17 protein-coding genes and 1 pseudogene are annotated in these 15,221 nt (G+C 70.6%); 12 read left to right on the top strand and 6 right to left on the bottom strand.

What is annotated here, in order from left to right; genetic code table 11:
• The first annotated feature begins 26 nt into the window (after positions 1 to 26).
• The 3 genes from ACSFBC_RS20285 (at position 27) to ACSFBC_RS20275 (ending at position 2,245) form a co-directional block, all read left to right on the top strand.
• Positions 27 to 941 (top strand): glutaminase, encoded by a 915-nt coding sequence (locus ACSFBC_RS20285; protein ID WP_435512155.1) that lies wholly within the window; start codon positions 27 to 29, stop codon positions 939 to 941.
• A gap of 115 nt (positions 942 to 1,056) precedes the next feature.
• A complete protein-coding gene (locus ACSFBC_RS20280; RefSeq protein WP_435512154.1) occupies positions 1,057 to 1,554 on the top strand; it encodes a hypothetical protein in 498 nt (165 codons plus the stop codon).
• Between the two features lie 112 nt (positions 1,555 to 1,666).
• Positions 1,667 to 2,245 (top strand): murein hydrolase activator EnvC family protein, encoded by a 579-nt coding sequence (locus ACSFBC_RS20275; RefSeq protein ID WP_435512153.1) that lies wholly within the window; start codon positions 1,667 to 1,669, stop codon positions 2,243 to 2,245.
• A gap of 24 nt (positions 2,246 to 2,269) precedes the next feature.
• On the opposite strand, the gene ACSFBC_RS20270 is transcribed toward ACSFBC_RS20275, so the two are convergent.
• Together ACSFBC_RS20270 and ACSFBC_RS20265 are read right to left on the bottom strand one after the other, a co-directional pair.
• On the bottom strand, positions 2,270 to 2,701 hold the full coding sequence (locus ACSFBC_RS20270) for a hypothetical protein (protein WP_435512152.1): 432 nt from the start codon (positions 2,699 to 2,701) through the stop codon (positions 2,270 to 2,272).
• Between the two features lie 89 nt (positions 2,702 to 2,790).
• On the bottom strand, positions 2,791 to 3,120 hold the full coding sequence (locus ACSFBC_RS20265) for a hypothetical protein (protein WP_435512151.1): 330 nt from the start codon (positions 3,118 to 3,120) through the stop codon (positions 2,791 to 2,793).
• Positions 3,121 to 3,288: 168 nt separating this feature from the next.
• Here ACSFBC_RS20265 and ACSFBC_RS20260 point away from each other — a divergent pair, with 168 nt between their 5' ends.
• Entirely contained in the window at positions 3,289 to 4,758 is a 1,470-nt protein-coding gene (locus ACSFBC_RS20260; protein ID WP_435512150.1) for an aminotransferase-like domain-containing protein, read from the top strand.
• A gap of 11 nt (positions 4,759 to 4,769) precedes the next feature.
• Here the strand turns inward: ACSFBC_RS20260 and ACSFBC_RS20255 are convergent, their stop codons facing one another.
• A complete protein-coding gene (locus ACSFBC_RS20255) occupies positions 4,770 to 4,895 on the bottom strand; it encodes a hypothetical protein (protein WP_435512149.1) in 126 nt (41 codons plus the stop codon).
• Between the two features lie 94 nt (positions 4,896 to 4,989).
• Here ACSFBC_RS20255 and ACSFBC_RS20250 point away from each other — a divergent pair, with 94 nt between their 5' ends.
• A complete protein-coding gene (locus ACSFBC_RS20250) occupies positions 4,990 to 6,006 on the top strand; it encodes a M14 family zinc carboxypeptidase (protein ID WP_435512148.1) in 1,017 nt (338 codons plus the stop codon).
• Positions 6,003 to 6,806 carry an alpha/beta fold hydrolase gene (locus tag ACSFBC_RS20245; protein ID WP_435512147.1) on the top strand — a complete coding sequence of 268 codons (804 nt, stop codon included), beginning with the start codon at positions 6,003 to 6,005 and terminating at the stop codon, positions 6,804 to 6,806. The genes ACSFBC_RS20250 and ACSFBC_RS20245 overlap by 4 nt, the downstream gene beginning before the upstream one ends.
• Here ACSFBC_RS20245 and ACSFBC_RS20240 read toward each other — a convergent pair.
• Together ACSFBC_RS20240 and ACSFBC_RS20235 are read right to left on the bottom strand one after the other, a co-directional pair.
• Positions 6,766 to 8,793 carry an alpha/beta hydrolase family protein gene (locus ACSFBC_RS20240; RefSeq protein ID WP_435512146.1) on the bottom strand — a complete coding sequence of 676 codons (2,028 nt, stop codon included), beginning with the start codon at positions 8,791 to 8,793 and terminating at the stop codon, positions 6,766 to 6,768. The genes ACSFBC_RS20245 and ACSFBC_RS20240 overlap by 41 nt on opposite strands.
• A gap of 58 nt (positions 8,794 to 8,851) precedes the next feature.
• On the bottom strand, positions 8,852 to 9,742 hold the full coding sequence (locus ACSFBC_RS20235) for a LysR family transcriptional regulator (protein WP_435512145.1): 891 nt from the start codon (positions 9,740 to 9,742) through the stop codon (positions 8,852 to 8,854).
• Between the two features lie 116 nt (positions 9,743 to 9,858).
• Between ACSFBC_RS20235 and ACSFBC_RS20230 the strand changes: the two are divergent.
• Positions 9,859 to 10,020 (top strand): annotated as a pseudogene (locus tag ACSFBC_RS20230) (YjiS-like domain-containing protein); the annotation flags it as partial.
• Between the two features lie 77 nt (positions 10,021 to 10,097).
• Here ACSFBC_RS20230 and ACSFBC_RS20225 read toward each other — a convergent pair.
• On the bottom strand, positions 10,098 to 11,123 hold the full coding sequence (locus ACSFBC_RS20225; protein WP_435512144.1) for a LacI family DNA-binding transcriptional regulator: 1,026 nt from the start codon (positions 11,121 to 11,123) through the stop codon (positions 10,098 to 10,100).
• A 136-nt stretch (positions 11,124 to 11,259) separates the two neighbouring features.
• Here ACSFBC_RS20225 and ACSFBC_RS20220 point away from each other — a divergent pair, with 136 nt between their 5' ends.
• Genes ACSFBC_RS20220 through ACSFBC_RS20200 form a run of 5 tightly spaced genes read left to right on the top strand, consistent with a single transcriptional unit; the run spans position 11,260 to position 15,215 of the window.
• A complete protein-coding gene (locus tag ACSFBC_RS20220) occupies positions 11,260 to 12,126 on the top strand; it encodes a dioxygenase family protein (protein ID WP_435512143.1) in 867 nt (288 codons plus the stop codon).
• 52 nt (positions 12,127 to 12,178) lie between these two features.
• Positions 12,179 to 12,943, top strand: coding sequence for an SDR family NAD(P)-dependent oxidoreductase (locus tag ACSFBC_RS20215; protein WP_435512142.1), 765 nt, complete (start codon positions 12,179 to 12,181; stop codon positions 12,941 to 12,943).
• Positions 12,940 to 13,827: a beta-keto acid cleavage family enzyme gene (locus ACSFBC_RS20210; RefSeq protein ID WP_435512141.1), complete on the top strand. Its 888-nt coding sequence runs from the start codon at positions 12,940 to 12,942 to the stop codon at positions 13,825 to 13,827. The genes ACSFBC_RS20215 and ACSFBC_RS20210 overlap by 4 nt, the downstream gene beginning before the upstream one ends.
• Positions 13,824 to 14,831: a quinone oxidoreductase family protein gene (locus ACSFBC_RS20205; protein ID WP_435512140.1), complete on the top strand. Its 1,008-nt coding sequence runs from the start codon at positions 13,824 to 13,826 to the stop codon at positions 14,829 to 14,831. The genes ACSFBC_RS20210 and ACSFBC_RS20205 overlap by 4 nt, the downstream gene beginning before the upstream one ends.
• A 21-nt stretch (positions 14,832 to 14,852) precedes the next feature.
• Entirely contained in the window at positions 14,853 to 15,215 is a 363-nt protein-coding gene (locus tag ACSFBC_RS20200) for a cupin domain-containing protein (RefSeq protein ID WP_435512139.1), read from the top strand.
• The last annotated feature ends 6 nt before the right edge of the window (positions 15,216 to 15,221 follow it).

Raw genomic sequence — 15,221 nt, 5'->3', positions numbered from 1 at the left:
TCGCACGCCTCCCGCAGAATCGGACCATGCAATTCCAGCCCATCCTCGACCAGATCGACCAAGAGATCCGCCCGCTGCTGGGCCAGGCCGGCACCGTGGCCAGCTACATCCCGGCGCTGGCGCGCGTGCCGGCCGCGCAGTTCGGCATCGCGCTGCACACCTGCGACGGGCAGGAGGCCGCGGCGGGCGATGCGGCCACGCCCTTCTCGATCCAGAGCGTGTCCAAGCTCTTCACGCTGACGCTCGCGATGCGGCACATGGGCGAGGACCTGTGGCAGCGCATCGGCCGCGAGCCCTCGGGCAATCCCTTCAACTCGCTGGTGCAGCTCGAGAACGAACAGGGCAAGCCGCGCAACCCCTTCATCAATGCGGGCGCCATCGCGGTGGCCGACCGGCTGCTGAGCCACGGCGATGCGCAGCGCGACATCCTCGCGCTGATGACCAACCTGGCCGGCGAGCCCATCGCCTTCGACGAAGAGGTCGCAGCCTCGGAAGCCGCCACCGGCTATCGCAACATCGCGCTGGCCAACTTCATGAAGAGCTTCGGCAAGATCGACCACCCGGTCGACGCGGTGCTCGACGTGTACTTCCACCAGTGCGCGCTGCGCATGAGCTGCACGCAGCTTGCGCGCGCTGCGGCCTTCCTGTGCCGCGACGGCGCGCATCCGCAGGACGGCCGGCCCGCGATCACCTCGGAACGGCAGACGCGCCGCATCAACGCGCTGATGCTGACCTGCGGCACCTACGACGCGGCCGGCGACGTGGCCTTCTCGATCGGCCTGCCCTGCAAGAGCGGCGTGGGCGGCGGCATCGTCGCGGTGGTGCCCGACCGGCTCACGCTGGCCGTGTGGTCGCCCGCGCTCGACGCGACGGGCAACTCGCTGCTGGGCATGAAAGCGTTGGAACTGTTCGTGGCCAAGACGGGGCTGTCGGTGTTCTGAGGCGCCGCGGCGTCGCCTTCGATGCGCCGGTCGAAGGACTGCAACAGTACGTGGGTATGGCGCAGGCGCCCGGCGCGCAGGGGAAAATGGCCCGCACAAGAACACAAGCATCCGAATGACCGACTCGACCGACCCGACAGATTCCGACACCCTCCCCTTGCAGGAAGCCCGCCTCTGGCGCGACGACCAATGGACCGCGCGCATCGTCAAGAACGAGGACGACGACGGCTGGGCCGTCGCGATGACGCGCCACGGCGACCCCGAGCCCGCGCTGGTCGGCCCCTGGACCATGGGCCGCGACAAGAAGAACCCCAAGCCGCTCGACACGCCGGCCTTCCACACGCTGGTCAAGACCGCCAACGAGGTGCTGCGCCGCCACGAGCAGCAGCTCCATGCGCAGCTCAACAAGCAGGTCAGCGTAGGCTATGGCGCCGAACGCATCCGCGTGGCGCTGCGTATCGTGCCGGATGAGGACAATCCCTATGCGGTGCTGAGCGCACAGGACGACACTGGCCAGACACTCGGTGAAACCCGGGTGGCACCGAATTTCAAGCTCAGCGCCACGAGCGCCGAAGCCTGGATCGAGAGCGGCTATGCGCCGCGGCCACGCTGACGGGCCGCCGGCGCGACGCCAAGTATTCGACGCCATCGACGCAAGCGCCGGAACGTCCCCGCCTCGGCGTGGTCACAAGGCATTTTTCCAACCCCAACGAACGGGCCTAAACATGCATCTTCTTCGTCTTACGTCCACGCGCCTTCGCTCGGGTCTGTGCCTCGCCGCCATCGCGGCCCTCGCCGCCTGCGGCACCACCACGCCACTGCCGCCCTTGCCACCCCTGCCCTCGGCACCGTCGCAGCCCCCGGCGCCTCCCGCGCCCGTGGCACGGCCGGCCCCGGCCATGCCCGCGCCGACGCTGCAGGCTTCCAACCCGAACGCGAGCTTCGGCCGTCCGGCACCGGGCCCGGTGCTGGCGCGCTTCGACGGCGAGGCGGTCAAGGGCATCGACATCGCAGGCCGCATGGGCGAGCCGATCCAGGCCGCGCGCGACGGCCGCGTGGTGCTGGTCAGCAGCGCGCTGCCGGCCTACGGCACCATGGTGATCCTCAAGCACGACGACGACTTCATCACCGCCTACGCCCACGTCAGCAAGGCGCTGGTCAACGAGGGCGATGCGGTCACGCGCGGCCAGCCGATCGCGGAGATGGGCCAAAGCGGCAGCGACCGCGTGAAGCTGCGCTTCGAGATCCGCAAGGGCGGCGTGGCCGTGGACCCCGAGCCCTACCTCAACGGCACGATGCCCTGAGGCGCCCTGCCTGGCGCCACGGGTCTAGCAGCGACCCTTCTTGGCCTGGCCGGGCGGGCAGTGATCGTGGCCATGTTCGTGGCCGCGCCGGTCGTCATGCCGATCGTGCCGGCGCTCTTCCTTGCGTCTTTCCGCCCTTCGCTCGGCCCGGCGCCAATCGCCTTCGCGCCAGCGCCAGCCGTCGTCGACACGGACCCACGCGCCCGGCGCATAGGCGTAGTCGCGTCGCGCGGCCTGCCAGTTGCCGCCACGCCAGACATAGTCGCGCCCGTTCCATTGCCAGTGGCCCGGCACCCACACGTGACCGGCACGCGGGCCGGGCATGCGCTCGTAGCGCGGCGGCGGTGGCGCAGCCTGCACCACGCCTGGCAGGTTGATATTGACCGAGACCTGCGCGGTGGCAGGCAGAACAGCCGCGGCCATGAGGGCCGCAAGCAAAAGGTGACTGCGTTTCATCGTTGGAATTCCTTGTAAAAGTCGCGAGTCGTCTCACAACGCCTGACGCCCCGCTCCAGTTGTCAGGATATTCCATCGCGGCCGATCGACTACCGCAGCGCCGCCGTCGGGCGCCACGCAGCCCTGCTGAACGCCGCCAACCAGCCGGCGGGCTGGGCCGGGGGCGCGTGGCAACGCCAATCGACCGCTTCCCCGTCGGCCGCGAGCACGCACCAGCCGGCCTGCGCCAGCCGATGGCTCTGGCCCGCGGACAGGCGCAGGGTCGGCCGCACCACGGTGCCGCCGATCCAGCGCATCGGCTCGTGCAGGGTCAGCGTGCCGGCCGCCACCTGCAGCACGGTCCCGGCGTCCAGCGCCAGCTGCAGGGACTGGCCGGGCTGCAGCCGCGGGGCCGGTGAAGAGGAAGTCGCAGAGGTCATCGAAAGCTCCTTGGATCGAGCCTCGATGTTCGGCAGACCGGCCGTTCGGCGACAGGCACAGCGCCCTGCATTGCAACCGGAACAGCGCCGGCAAAGACTGATCTGTTATGGTCGTTTTGGCAGAAACTGCATCTGTTTTCGCCCTCCCACTCAGGCCAGCATCGCCCCATGTCCCTCTCGACGACCCCGGCGGCCGCGCCGCCGCTCTACCGCCGCCTCGCCACGCACTACCGCGACGCGATCGAGGCCGGCTCGCTGCAGCCGGGCGAGCGCATGCCCTCGCTGCGCGGCCTGATGCGGTTGCACGACATCAGCCTGTCGACCGCGCTGCAGCTGTGCCGCACGCTCGAATCCGACGGCTGGGCCGAGGCGCGCGAGCGCTCGGGCTACTTCGTGCGCCGGCCGCAGCGGCTGCACATGGCGAAGATGGACGAACCCTCGGCCCACGCGCCGCCGGACCCGGCGCGCTACGTGGGCATCCACGGCCGGGTGTCGGACTTCGTGGCCCAGCGCCGCGCGGCCCGCGTGAAGCTCAACCTGTCGATCGCACGCGCTGCGCCGCAGTTCTATCCGGCCGAGGAACTGCGTGCCGCGATGACGCGCGCGCTGCGCCTCAGGCCCGCGCTGATCTCGGGCGTGCCGCCGCTGCAGGGCGACCCGCATTTCCGCAGCGTGCTGGCCAAGCGCGCGGTCGCGGCCGGCATGGCGCTGTCGCCCGAGGAGGTGCTGATCACCAACGGCTGCATCGAGGCGCTCAACCTCGCACTGCGTGCGGTGGCACAGCCGGGCGACACCATCGCGGTGGAATCGCCCACCTTCTACGGGCTGCTGCAGGTGCTCGAGAGCCTGGGCCTGCGCGCGCTCGAGATCCCGACCAGCCCGCAGACCGGCCTGTCGATCGGCGCCCTCGAGCTCGCGGCGCAGACCTATGGCGACATCAAGGCGGTGGTGGTGGTGCCGCATCTGCAGAACCCGCTGGGCAGCGTGATGCCCGATGCGCACAAGGAACAGCTGGTGCGGCTGTGCGAGGAACAGCACATCGCGCTGATCGAGGACGACACCTACAGCGAACTGCTCGACGTCGACACGCCGCCGCGCGCGATCAAGTCGTGGGACCGCAGCGGCAACGTGATCCATTGCGCGTCGATGCACAAGATTCTCGCGCCCGGCCTGCGGCTGGGCTGGATCACCGCGGGCCGCTGGCAGGCGCGCGTGGAGATGCTCAAGTACACGCAGAGCCGCAACAACGAAGTGCTGTCGCAGCTGGGCGCGGGGCAGTTCATGGGCACCGGCGCCTACGACCGCCACCTGCGCCGGCTGCGCACGGCCTTGCGCGGGCAGCGCGAACACACGGCCGAGGCCATCGCACGGTACTTTCCAGAGGGCACGCGGATCAACCTGCCGAACGGCGGGCTGCAGCTGTGGGTGGAACTGCCCAGGGGCTGCGCTTCGGCCGCGGTGTTCGATGCGGCGCTGCGCGAGGAAGGCATCGTGGTGGCGCCGGGCTACCTGTTCTCCAACGGCTCGCGCAGCGACCACTTCCTGCGGCTGAACTGCGGCTGGCCCTACGACGCGGAGATGGACGCGGCCTTCAACAAGCTGGGCCGGATCGTGCGCACCGTGGCCGACGAGGGCTGAACTTCAGACGGTCAGCGGTTGCGTAGCCGGCGCCGCGAACGCGCGAGCGCGATCGACTCGGCCAGGCCCCAGGCCAGCGCACCCGCGATCGCGCGCAAGCCGTGGGTCGTCATCAGCAGCTGGGGTGCAAAACGCATGGAAAGCCTCGTGAAAAGAGTGGTGACCGGGTGCCAGCCTAGGGGCTTCGTGTGACGATTTGATGGCACGCCGGAGCGCTATCCTGCAGGCATCTTGCGCCCCTCCGACCTGCCCGAACTGCTCGAACTCCAGGCCCTCGTCGACCTCGCCGGGCCGTCGATGGAACGCCGCGTGCTGTGCGAGGTCGAGGTCGGCGAGGAGCGCTTCGAGGTGCAGGCCTTCCTGCTGGGCAGCACGCGCGAGGACGTGCCCGCGGTCGGCATCTTCGGCGGCGTGCACGGGCTCGAGCGCATCGGCGCGCAGGTCACGATCGCCTATCTGCGCAGCATCGTGACGCGGCTGCAGTGGGACACCACGCTGCAGCGCCAACTCGAGAGCCTGCGCCTGGTGTTCCTGCCGATCGTCAACCCCGGCGGCCTGTGGCTCAACACGCGCGCCAACCCGCGCGGCGTGGACCTGATGCGCAATGCACCCGTCGATTCGCAGGAGCGCGTGCCCTGGCTGCTCGGCGGCCAGCGCCTGAGCGCGACGCTGCCCTGGTACCGTGGCATCGAAGGCGCCGCGATGGAGGCCGAGAGCGCCGCACTCTGCGCGCTGGTCGAGAGCGAACTGCTGAGCCGCCCCTTCAGCATCGCACTCGATTGCCATTCGGGCTTCGGCCTGAGCGACCGGCTGTGGTTTCCCTATGCCCACACGCCGCAGCCGATGGCCCACCTGCCCGAGATGCACGCGCTGGGCGAACTGATCGACCTGAGCCTGCTGCACCACCCCTATGTGCTCGAGCCGCAAAGCCGGCAGTACATGGCGCACGGCGATCTCTGGGACCACCTCTACCTCACGGCCTGCGAGCGGCCCGGCACGCTGTTCCTGCCGCTCACGCTCGAGATGGGCTCATGGCTGTGGGTGAAGAAGAATCCGCGCCAGCTGTTCTCGCGCCACGGCATCTTCAACCCGGTGATCGCGCACCGCCAGCAGCGCGTGCTGCGCCGTCACATGTGGTGGATGGACTTCATCACGCGCGCGGCCAGCAGCCATGCGCAATGGGTGCCAACGGACGAGGCGCGGCGCCGCCACCATGCGCAGGCGCTGGCGCGCTGGTACACCGCGTGACCTGCGCACTCACGAGCGACACCTGGGTGCTGCTGCGCGGCCTCACGCGCGAGGCCGGCCACTGGGGCGCACTGCCCGCGCTGCTGGCCGCCGCGCTGCCGCCCGGTGCGCGCGTGCTGACGATCGACCTGCCGGGCGCGGGTGCGCTGCATGCGCTCGCGAGCCCGACATCGATCCGCGCCACGATGGAGCATTGCCGCGCGCAGTTGCAGGCAATCGGCATTGCGCGCTGCCATCTGCTCGCGATGTCGCTGGGCGCGATGGTGGCAGTCGAATGGGCGCATCGGCATCCGCGGGAGATCGACAGCGCGGTGCTGGTGAACACCAGCCTGCGGCCCTTCAGCGCCTGGCACCAGCGGCTGCGGCCGCGCCACTACGCGGCCCTGCTCGGCGTGCTGTGGCCCTGGCGCGATGCGCGGGCGCGCGAGGCCACGGTGTTGCGGCTCACGAGCCGGCACCACGCCACCGGCATGGCCGCGCCCGGCATCGTGGCCGACTGGGTCGCACTGCGCGCACGGCATCCGGTGTCGACCGCGAACGCGCTGCGCCAGCTGTTCGCCGCCGCGCGCTACCGCGCCCCGGCCGAGGCACCGCGCGTGCCGCTGCGGGTGCTGCTCGGCGCGGGCGACGCGCTGGTCGACCCGGGCTGCTCGCGCCGGCTGGCGCAGGCCTGGCGGTTGCCCATCGCCGAGCATCCTACGGCGGGGCACGACCTGGCGCTGGACGATCCGCGCTGGGTGGTGGCGCAGGTCGCGCCGCTCAATCCAGGTTTTTCTGCAGGAATTGCTCCACCTCGGTGAGGAACTGCACCCGGTCCTGCTGACGGCTCAGCGTGTGATCGCCGAGCGGCAGTTCGACATAGCGCACTTCGGTGCGTCCGGCCTTCTGCAGAGCTTCGGCCATGTCGCGCGACTGGGTCACCGGCACCGCGGGATCGTTCGCGCCGTGCACCAGCAGCACCGGCACGCGGATCTCCGCAGCGCGCAACGCCGGCGAGGTCTGGCGCAGCTGCTCGCGATCGCCCCACCAGGTGCCGATCTCGGCCTCGGCGTTGACGGCGTAGCCGACGAATTTCTGCGAATGCGCGAGCAGGTCACGCAGGTCGGCCGGGCCGGCCAGGCTCACGGCGCAGCGGTAGAGCGCGGGGTCCTTCACGACGCCCATGAGCGCCGAGTAGCCGCCGTAGCTGCTGCCCGCGATGCACACGCGCCCGGCATCGGCGATGCCCTGGTCGACCATCCAGCGCAGGCCGTCGGCCAGGTCGTCCTGCATCTCCAGGCCCCAGCGGCGGCGGCCGGCTTCGCGGAAATCCTGGCCGTAGCCCGTCGAGCCGCGGGAGTCCAGTTGCAGCACCGCCCAGCCACGGCTGGCCATGAACTGCGACACGTAGTCATAGCTGCCGGTGTCGGCCGCAGCGGGGCCGCCATGCGACAGCAGCACGGCCGGCAAGGGGCGTGCTGGCCGCGCGCCGGGCACGCCCCCTGGGGGCAACGTGAGGAAGCCCGCGAGCGCCAGGCCGTCGCGGCTGCGCAATGCGATCCGCCGGGGCGTGGCCAGCGGCTGTTTGTCCAATGTCGGGTGGTTGCGACCAAAAGGTTCGACCTGGCCGCTCGCCCAATCGACCATGAAGTACTCGGGCGGCCGTGCGGCCTCGCTGGCCCTCACGATGCTGCGCAGGCCGGCCTCGTCGCTGCTGACCACCTCGAGCGCGCGCGCCGGCAGTGCGGCCGACAGCAATTCACCGCGTCGGCGGGCGTCCGCGTCCCAATACAGGACATGCGAGGTGTCGGTCACGTACTCGGCACCGACGACACGTCCCGTGGGGGGGTCGCGCAGCAGCGTGGCGCGCACGTCGAGGCGGGGATCGGCCAGCAGGGTTTCGCGCGCGAAGGCCGGGTCGTGCAGATCGATGCGCACCAGCGCATTGCGGCCATCGACCGGTGCCAGTGCATAGAGAAAGCGCGGGTCGGCATCGAAGCCCAGCGGCTTCAGCGCATGCACGCGCGTCTGTGCCGCGTCGGTGGCGTCGTAGCGCACCAGCGGGGTCCATTCGGCGGGACGCGCGGGCGAGGCCGTCGGCTTGACCATCACCCGCGCGGTGGTGCCGCTGACGCCGTAACCAAGCCGCACCTCACCCTCCCGGTCGACCAGCCAGGTGTCGAGACCACCGAGGTTGCGCTGCTCCAGGCGCGATCGCCCGCTGCGCACGTCCAGGCGGTAGACATCGGGTTGGCCCGGCTGCCGGGTGTCGAGCGCCAGCAGCACCGTCTCGGGTTCGCCGCGCAGGCCGGTGAGGATGCGGTCATGGATCTGCGGCATGCGCCGCATCCGATTGGAAAAACCGTCGTCCAGCATCGCACGCGTGAGGTCGGCCTTGAGGTTGCCGCCGTCGGCGTCCATCGCGATCAACCGCGTTTCGATCGCGCGCACACCGCGCAGGTCTTCCGAGAAATGCGCACCGACGAGCAGGCGCTGGTTGCCGGCCCAGCGCAAGGACCAGAAGGTGTACTTGGCGTTGTCGGTCTTGAACAGGATCTTGGGCTTTTCGCCGAAGCGGCTCACGACCACGTAGCTCATGCCGTCGACGTTCTGGACCATGGCCGCCGCGCGGCCGTCGGGCGACAGGCTCGGGTGCTGGATCGCAGGCAGCGCGGCGAAGGCTGCCAGCGGGACGGGTGCACGGGCCGCGGCGGCATCGGTCACCGGCACCTCGGCCGCGAAGGCGGCACCCAGGCCACAGGCCCACGAGACCGCAAGGGAAAGAAGGCGCTGACGCAAGACGGGCATGGTGATTCTCTGAACCGGGAAAAAGAGCCGGGGCAGTGTATCGGCGATGCGTGCGCGATCAGCGCTGCCTGAACCGGTGCAGGACTTCGACCACCCGTTCGGTCGCACCATCCATCGCCCCCTTGTCCCGGTGCGCGATGCCCAGCCGTCGCGTGAGCGGCGGGCTCAGCGGAAGGATCTGCACGCGCTCCTGCCATGCCTCGTCGGTGCTGGGCGTCAGGGGCAGCATCGCGGCGCCGTAGCCCGCGGCGACCAGGCTGCGGATGGCGACGTCGTAGTTGAGCTCGATGCGCGCGCGCGGCGCGTGGCCCGCGTTCGCGAACCACTCCATGGCCAGGCGGTACATGTGCGTGCGCGCGTCGTTGAAGATCAGCGGCTGCGTGGCCAGCCAGGCCGGCGTCACGCGCCGGGGCGCCTTCCATTTGGGCGGCACGAAGGCCTTCATCGGCTGGCTGTGCCAGGGCGTGACGACCAGTTCGCGCAGCGGCGGCTGCGGCACCGCCACCAGGCCGATGTCGAGCGTGCCCTGCGCCAGCCGCGCCATCGCCTCGGCCGACCCCAGGATGCTCACCTCGACGTCGATGCCCGGCTGGCTGGCCTGCAGCGCTTCGAGCACCTGCGGCAGCAGGTCGATCACCACGCCGGTCGAGGTGCCCAGGCGCACGCGGCCGAGCCGGCCTTCGGCCTGGCGATGCACGGCCTCGATGGCCTCGTCCGCATCGCGCAGCAGCCGGCGCCCGCGTTCGACCAGCGCGGCGCCCGCGGGCGTCACCGTGACGCTGCGGCTGCCGCGCGCGACCAGTTTCGCGCCCAGCCGCGATTCGAGTTCGCTGATGTGCAGGCTCACCGTCGGCTGCGCGAGGTGCAGGGCCTGCGCGGCGGCGGAGAAAGTGCCGAGGTCGGCGATGGCGATCAGCGTGCGCAGCTGGTCGAGGTTGAGTTGGCGCATGGCGTGGTCTTTTTTCAGGTCCATCAGAAAAGCTGATCGACAGTCTCAGGAATCTCAACTTCCACAATAGCACCTGAAGGCAGAAGATCGCGGCTCACCCCACCCTGGAGCCCTCGATGACCCGCCCGACCGCCGCCGCCGTTGCCACCTCGCCCACCCTGCTCGCCAGGCTGCGCCGTTGGCTGGAGCGCCGTCGCGCCGCGGCCGCCGAGCGTCACGATGTGCTCGAACTGCGCCGCATGAGCGACCGCGAGCTCAACGACCTGGGCATCGGCCGCTGCGAGATCCAGGAATGGTCGCGACGCCGGCCGCTGAGCGCGCGTCCTGGCCCCGCTGACCCGGGCGAGGATGCGTTTCAGGCCCGAGGTGGCGCCGTCGATGCGCGCACCACGAGTTCGGGCCGCAGCACCACGGTCGAAGCCGACAGCGCCTTGCCCTCGATCTCGTCGAACAGCATCTCGGCGGCGCGCCAGCCGAGCTCGCGATGCGGCAGCCGGATCGTGGTGAGCGGCGGGTCGACCATGTCGACCAGCGGCATGTCGTTGTGGCCGGTGATCGAGATGTCCTGCGGCACCCGCAGCCCGGCCTCGCGCAGCACGTCGTAGGCGCCCAGCGCCACCAGGTCGTTGCAGCACACGACCGCCTCGGGCCGGGGCCCGCTCGCCAGCAGCGTGCGCATCGCCTGCCGGCCGCTCTCGCGGCTGTAGTTCTCGCAGGCCACCACGCGCGGTGCCGCGAGGCCGTGGTCCTGCAGCGCCTGTTCCACGCCCTGGCGCCGGCCGACGCCGGTCGGCACGTTCTGCGGGCCGGCCAGATGCGCGATGCGCACATGGCCCTGCGCCACCAGATGGTCGACCGCGAGCTTCATCGCGAGCCGGTCGTCGCTCACCACCGCGGGCAGGCGCCCGCTCTCGTCGGCGCGATTCACCATCACCGCGTGCATGCCGTTGGCACGGATGAAGTCGATCAGCGGATCGTCACGCATCGCGATGGCCATCACCAGGCCGTCGATCTGCTGCGCCTGCATGCGCGCCAGGATCGGCTGCGCCAGCTGCGGATCGCCCACGTTCGCGACGAACACGAAGTAGCCGCGCGCCGCGGCGCTGGCTTCGATGCCCTGAAGGATGGGCGGGAACACCGGGTTGGTGATGTCGGGCACCAGCACGCCGATGGTGTGCGTGCGCCCCGTGCGCAGCGCGGAGGCCGCGCGGTTGGGCCGGTAGCCCAGGCGCTGCGCCGCGGCCTCGACCACCTTCAGTACCTCTTCGCTGATGAGCCCGCGCTTGGCCGGATTGAGCGCGCGCGAGACCGTCGACACATGCACGCCGGCGGCTTGGGCGACATCGCGGATGGTCACGGTGGCAGGGCTGGAGGGGGGCATTCTTTGCAAACGGTTGATGAGACAGGTCGAGGCCACGAAAACCCTTCGGTCAGAGAGTATTCGCGTTAACCCGGATTTTAGCCTTGACCGAAACGATTGAATAATCGTGCAAACGTTTGCAAAAAAACTGTCGCCCATGAACATCGTCACCACCCCCGCCTCGGTGCTCCAGATCGCGCTCAATGCGATGGCGCGCACGCCCGACCCGCGACTGCGTGAAGTGATTGCAGCGCTCACCCGCCATCTGCATGCCTTCGTGCAGGAGGTGCAGCTCACTGAAGCCGAGTTCGAGCACGCGCTCGAATTCCTCGTGGCCATCGGCCAGGCGACCGGCGACAGCAAGAACGAGGTGGTGCTGGCGGCGGACGTGCTGGGCCTGTCGACGGTGGTCGCGCTGCAGAACAACCAGGACCCGCAGGGCGAGTCGCCGGCCGCGCTGCTGGGACCGTTCTGGCGCGCCAACGCGCCGGACTGCGCCTGCGGCGATTCGATCGCGCGCTCGGGCACGCCGGGCGTTCCGCTGGCGGTGTCGGGCGTGGTGCGAGACGTGCAGGGCCGGCCGGTGGCCGATGCGATGGTCGACGTGTGGCAGGCCTCGCCGGTCGGCCTGTACGAGAACCAGGACCCGACGCAGGAGAACATGAACCTGCGCGGCCGCTTTCGCACCGACGCCGAGGGCCGCTACCACTTCCGCAGCGTGCGGCCCGCGGGCTACCCGGTGCCGACCGACGGGCCCTGCGGCGTGCTGCTGCGCGCCCAGCAGCGCCACCCGAACCGCCCGGCCCACCTGCACTTCATGGTGAGCAAGCCCGGCCACAAGGTGCTGGTGAGCCAGGTCTATGCCGACGACGACGAGAACCTGGAGAGCGACCCGACCTTCGGCGTCACGCGGCAGCTGATCGGCCGCTATGCGTTGCAGCCCGACGGCCAGAGCGCGACCCTCGCATACGACTTCCAGCTCGAGCCCGGCGAGATGAAGTTCCCGCGCCCACCGATCCCCTGAGCCGCACCGCCTTCTTCGCTTCCTTTCTTCTCTTCCTCACTTCGACACCCCCATGAGCTTCGACCCCCTCACACGACTGGACGGCAAAGTGGCCGTCATCACCGGCGGACTCGGCGCCATCGGCTATGCCAGCGCCCGGCGCCTGGCCGCGCTCGGCGCGACCTGCGTGCTGCTGCATCGCAAGGGCGACGACGCCGACGCGCGTGCGGCCGCCCTGCCCTCGGAGGGCGGCCAGCGCCACGGCGCGCTGCGCGCCGACATCGTCGACAGCGCGAGCCTGCAGGCCGCCGCCGCGCAGGTGAAGGCCACGCACGGCCGCTGCGACATCCTGGTCAACAGCGCGGGCCACACACGGCCGGTGCCCGCGGGCGATCTCGAGGGCCTGAGCGACGAACTCATCGACGAACTGCTGCGCGCCAACTTCCGCGGCGTGTTCGCCACCATCCGCGCCTTCACGCCGCTGCTCAAGGCCAGCGGCGACGGGTTGATCGTCAACGTGTCGTCGATCGCGGGCTTCACCGGCGTGGGCAGCAACCTGGCCTACGTCGCGGCCAAGGCAGGCCTCGACGTGGTGGGCGATGCGCTCGCCAAGGCACTGGCGCCCGCGGTGCGCGTGGTGTCGGTGTCGCCGGGCGCCGTCGAGTCGGCCTTCGTGCCCGGCCGCGGCGACGACTTCAAGAACAGGATGGCGGCCACCACGCCGCTGGGCCGCATCGGCCTGCCCGAGGACGTGGCCGCCACGGTCGAGGCGCTGGCCACCACGCTGCGCTTCGTCACCGGTACGCGCATCGTCGTGGACGGAGGGCGCCACCTGTGAACAAGACGCTCATCACCTGCGCGGTCACGGGCAACCTCGTGAAACCGGAGCAGACGCCGCACCTGCCCATCACCCCCACGCAGATCGCCGACGAATGCCTGGCCGCGGCCGAGGCCGGTGCCGGCCAGGTGCACATCCATGTGCGCGATCCGGGCACGGGCAAGCCGTCGATGGAGGTCGACCTGTACCGCGAGGTGGTCGAGCGCATCCGCCGCCAGGACCGCGAGCTGATCGTCAACCTCACGACCGGGCCGGGCGGGCGCTTCATCCCGAGCGAGGACGACCCGAAGGTCTACGCGCCCGGCACCTCGCTGCTGCCGCCCGAGCGGCGCGTCGAGCACATCGCACTGATCCGGCCCGACGTGTGCTCGCTCGACCTCAACACGATGAACAGCGGCCCCGACGTGGTGATGAACACGCCGAAGAACGTGCGCCGCATGGCCCGCGTGATCCGCGAGGCCGGCGTGAAGCCCGAGCTGGAGATCTTCGACTCCGGCGACATCCACCTGGCGCTCGACCTGATCGCCGACGGCACGCTCGACGGCCCGGGCATGTGGACCTTCGTGCTCGGCGTGAAGTACGGCTTCGGGCCCACGCCCGAGACGCTGCTGTACGCCCGCAACATGCTGCCGCGCGGCGCCTTCTGGAGCGCCTTCGGCATCGGCCGCATGGAGTTCCCGATCGTCGCGCAGGCCTGGCTGATGGGCGGCCATGTGCGCGTCGGGATGGAAGACAACATCTACCTCTCGCACGGCGTGCTGGCCGAGAGCAATGCACAGCTGGTGGCGAAGGCACGCGACATCATCGTGAGCCTGGGCGGACAGGTGGCGAGCGCCACCGAGGCGCGCAGCATGCTGGGCCTGCCCGCAGGAGGTGTGCGATGAGCGCCGCCGTGAACAGCCATGCGGCGCGTGCGCTGCGCGTCGAGCGGAAGGCGGCCGATCTCGCCTCGCTCACGCTGGACATCGCCGCGCAACCCCGGCCCGAGGCGCAGCCCGGCTTCGCGGTGGTGCAGGTGGGCGCCGCGGCGGTGAACCCGAGCGACGTGAAGGCAGCGCTGGGCCTCATGCCGCAGGCCGTCTGGCCGCGCACGCCGGGCCGCGACTTCGCCGGCACGGTGGTGGCGGGGCCGAGCGCATGGATCGGGCGCGAGGTCTACGGCTCGGGCGGCGACATCGGCATCACGTGCAACGGCTCGCATGCGCGCTTCATCGTGCTGCCGGAAGCCGCACTGCGCGAACGCCCGCGCAACATCTCGATGGACGAGGCCGGCGCGGTGGGCGTGCCCTTCGTCACGGCCTACGAGGGCTTCCGCCGCAGCGGCATGCCGCAGGCCGGGCAGACGGTGCTGGTGCTCGGTGCCAACGGCAAGGTCGGGCAGGCGGCCGTGCAACTGGCCGCACAGGCCGGTGCGCGGGTGATCGCGGTGCAGCGGCGTGCCGGGCCCTTCGAGGGCTTTGCCTGCAGCGCGGTCGAGACGATCGATGCCAGCGGCGCGGCGCAGACCGACGTGGCGGCCCAGGTGCGCGAACGCACCGGCGGTCGCGGCGCGAACGTGGTCTACAACACCGTGGGCAGCGCCTACTTCGAGGCCGCGAACCAATCGATGGCCAAAGGCGCGACGCAGATCTTCATCGCCACGCACGAGCGCGCGGTGCCCTTCGACATCTTCGCGTTCTACCGCGGCATGCACACCTTCGTGGGCATCGACTCGCTGGCGATGGATTGCATCGCCGCCACCGCGCAGCTCGACGCGATGCGCGAGGGCTTCGAGCGCGGCACGCTGCGGCCCTTTCCGGTGGCGCGCAGCTTCACGCTCGACCAGGCCATCGACGCCTACCGGCTGGTGCTCTCGGGCAGCACCGACCGTGTCGTGCTGCGGCCCTGACCGACACACGAGCACCGCGTCATGCACGTCACACGTTTCGAGACCGCGCCCACCTACGAGGCGCCCAACCACTTCGACATGCGCTGCCTGCGCCTGCAGGGCAAGGAGGCCGGCCCGTCCGAGCAGATGTGGATGGGCATGAGCCAGATCCTGCCCGGCGGGCGCACCGGACTCGACGGCTCGCCCATGGAGAAGCTGTACCTCGTGCTCGAAGGCCGCCTCACGCTGATCGGCGAGCTCGACGGCCGCACCGAGGAACAGGAGCTGGGCCCGTACGACTCGTGCCGCTTCGCGCCCGGCGAGAAGCGGCAGCTGGAGAACCGGACCCGGCGGCCGGTGCTGGTGGTGCTCGTCATGCCGACCGCGGCGCCCCCACCGCACTGACGCCTC

It is taken from the genome of Variovorax frigidus (assembly GCF_051216515.1).
Lineage (GTDB): Bacteria > Pseudomonadota > Gammaproteobacteria > Burkholderiales > Burkholderiaceae_C > Variovorax.
The sequence above is the reverse complement of the archived record's forward strand: the minus strand, read 5'-3'. Positions and strand labels throughout refer to the sequence as shown.

Coding starts and splice junctions, on each gene's coding strand:
- ACSFBC_RS20275 (WP_435512153.1), top strand. CDS start 1,667: ATGCATCTTCTTCGTCTTACGTCCACGCGCCTTCGCTCGGGTCTGTGC.
- ACSFBC_RS20235 (WP_435512145.1), bottom strand. CDS start 9,742: ATGCGCCAACTCAACCTCGACCAGCTGCGCACGCTGATCGCCATCGCC.
- ACSFBC_RS20215 (WP_435512142.1), top strand. CDS start 12,179: ATGAGCTTCGACCCCCTCACACGACTGGACGGCAAAGTGGCCGTCATC.
- ACSFBC_RS20205 (WP_435512140.1), top strand. CDS start 13,824: ATGAGCGCCGCCGTGAACAGCCATGCGGCGCGTGCGCTGCGCGTCGAG.
- ACSFBC_RS20225 (WP_435512144.1), bottom strand. CDS start 11,123: ATGCCCCCCTCCAGCCCTGCCACCGTGACCATCCGCGATGTCGCCCAA.
- ACSFBC_RS20285 (WP_435512155.1), top strand. CDS start 27: ATGCAATTCCAGCCCATCCTCGACCAGATCGACCAAGAGATCCGCCCG.
- ACSFBC_RS20260 (WP_435512150.1), top strand. CDS start 3,289: ATGTCCCTCTCGACGACCCCGGCGGCCGCGCCGCCGCTCTACCGCCGC.
- ACSFBC_RS20270 (WP_435512152.1), bottom strand. CDS start 2,701: ATGAAACGCAGTCACCTTTTGCTTGCGGCCCTCATGGCCGCGGCTGTT.
- ACSFBC_RS20220 (WP_435512143.1), top strand. CDS start 11,260: ATGAACATCGTCACCACCCCCGCCTCGGTGCTCCAGATCGCGCTCAAT.
- ACSFBC_RS20240 (WP_435512146.1), bottom strand. CDS start 8,793: ATGCCCGTCTTGCGTCAGCGCCTTCTTTCCCTTGCGGTCTCGTGGGCC.
- ACSFBC_RS20255 (WP_435512149.1), bottom strand. CDS start 4,895: ATGCGTTTTGCACCCCAGCTGCTGATGACGACCCACGGCTTGCGCGCG.
- ACSFBC_RS20265 (WP_435512151.1), bottom strand. CDS start 3,120: ATGACCTCTGCGACTTCCTCTTCACCGGCCCCGCGGCTGCAGCCCGGC.
- ACSFBC_RS20200 (WP_435512139.1), top strand. CDS start 14,853: ATGCACGTCACACGTTTCGAGACCGCGCCCACCTACGAGGCGCCCAAC.
- ACSFBC_RS20280 (WP_435512154.1), top strand. CDS start 1,057: ATGACCGACTCGACCGACCCGACAGATTCCGACACCCTCCCCTTGCAG.